This window comes from Streptomyces sp. NPDC014891 (assembly GCF_043081085.1).
Lineage (GTDB): Bacteria > Actinomycetota > Actinomycetes > Streptomycetales > Streptomycetaceae > Streptomyces.
Genome location: NZ_JBIBWF010000027.1, coordinates 1 through 1,216 on the forward strand (window position 1 = coordinate 1; position 1,216 = coordinate 1,216).

At 67.1% G+C, this 1,216-nt stretch carries 2 protein-coding genes; both read right to left on the minus strand.

All coding sequences use genetic code 11. The annotated features are described in order from the left end of the window. Positions 1 to 23: 23 nt before the first annotated feature. Positions 24 to 281: a DUF6221 family protein gene (locus ACF09E_RS35690; protein WP_392210488.1), complete on the minus strand. Its 258-nt coding sequence runs from the start codon at positions 279 to 281 to the stop codon at positions 24 to 26. Between the two features lie 33 nt (positions 282 to 314). Then, a protein-coding gene (locus tag ACF09E_RS35695; protein WP_392210490.1) for an IS5 family transposase occupies positions 315 to 1,144 on the minus strand; the annotation gives its coding sequence in 2 pieces (ribosomal slippage) (positions 315 to 832 and positions 832 to 1,144; 831 coding nt in all). Between the last annotated feature and the right edge of the window lie 72 nt (positions 1,145 to 1,216).

A 1,216-nucleotide genomic window follows, 5' to 3' on the forward strand; every position in this document is an offset into this window, starting at 1 on the left:
CTAGGGCCTGTCTCCTTGAAGGGCTATGGGCGCCATTCCTGCTGGTAGGCGGGGTGCTCGGCGTATGACTGGCCAAGGACTCGCAGCGCGTATGCCAACCCGGCCGAGCGGGAGTCCGAGGGCTCCATTGCTGCGTAGTCGTGCGCCAGTTGCTCGATCAGGTCGAGCATGGGGAGATGGCTGTCGAGAAGAGCCTCGCCGCCCAGAGTGCCGGCCACGTAGGCATAGGCGTGGTTGTCGTCCATGACGCGCGCGACGAGGAACTCCACAAGATCGTCCATGCGGCCATCTTCGCGGGCGAGGTGCTTCGGCGGTCAAGCGGCGGTCCAGATGAGGATCGAGGCGAGGTGGAGTGCGGCCTGGTAGGCGATGGCGAGCTTGTCCGTTCGCATGGCCAGGCCGCGCCACTGCTTGAGTCGGTTGATGCACCGCTCGACGGCGTTGCGCTGCTTGTAGGCCTCGGCGTCGAAGGCTGGTGGGCGGCCTCCGCCGCTTCCTCGCCGCAGCCGGTGGCCGACCTGGTCGGACGGCTGGGGAATGACAGCGCGGATTCCGCGTCGGCGGAGGTGATTGCGGATCGCGCGGGATGAATACGCGCGGTCCGCCAGGACGGCATCGGGTCGGGTCCTCGGTCGTCCGAGTCCGCTTCGCGGAACACGAATGCCTGCCATGACGGTCTCGAAGGCCGGGGCGTCGCCCGCCTGGCCTGCGGTGATACGGAGAGCCAGAGGCCGGGCACGGGTGTCGCTGGCGAGATGGACCTTCGTGCTCAGGCCGCCGCGGGAGCGTCCGAGGGCATGGTCGTCGGGTTCGGCCCGGCCCGGCGCCCCTTTTTCCTGGCACCGGCAGCGTGCTGATGAGCCCGGCAGACGGTGGAGTCCACCGACACGGTCCAGCCGATGTCGGCATCAGCGTCGGCCGCTGCCAGAACTGCGGCAAGGATGCGTTCCCAGGTTCCATCCACGGCCCACCTAATCAGCCGTTTGTGAGCAGTCTGGAACGAGCCGAGCTCGTCCGGCAGGTCCCGCCAGGGAGAGCCGGTGCGGTACTTCCACGCGATAGCTTCCAAGGTCCGGCGGTGATCGGCCCATCGCCGACCGCGGACCGCATCGGCCGGCATCAGCGGCTCGATCCGGTCCCACATCGCATCAGTGATCACTAATCGGACAGACACATCCGATCAACTGATCAACTGATCAAAGAGACACGCTCTAGG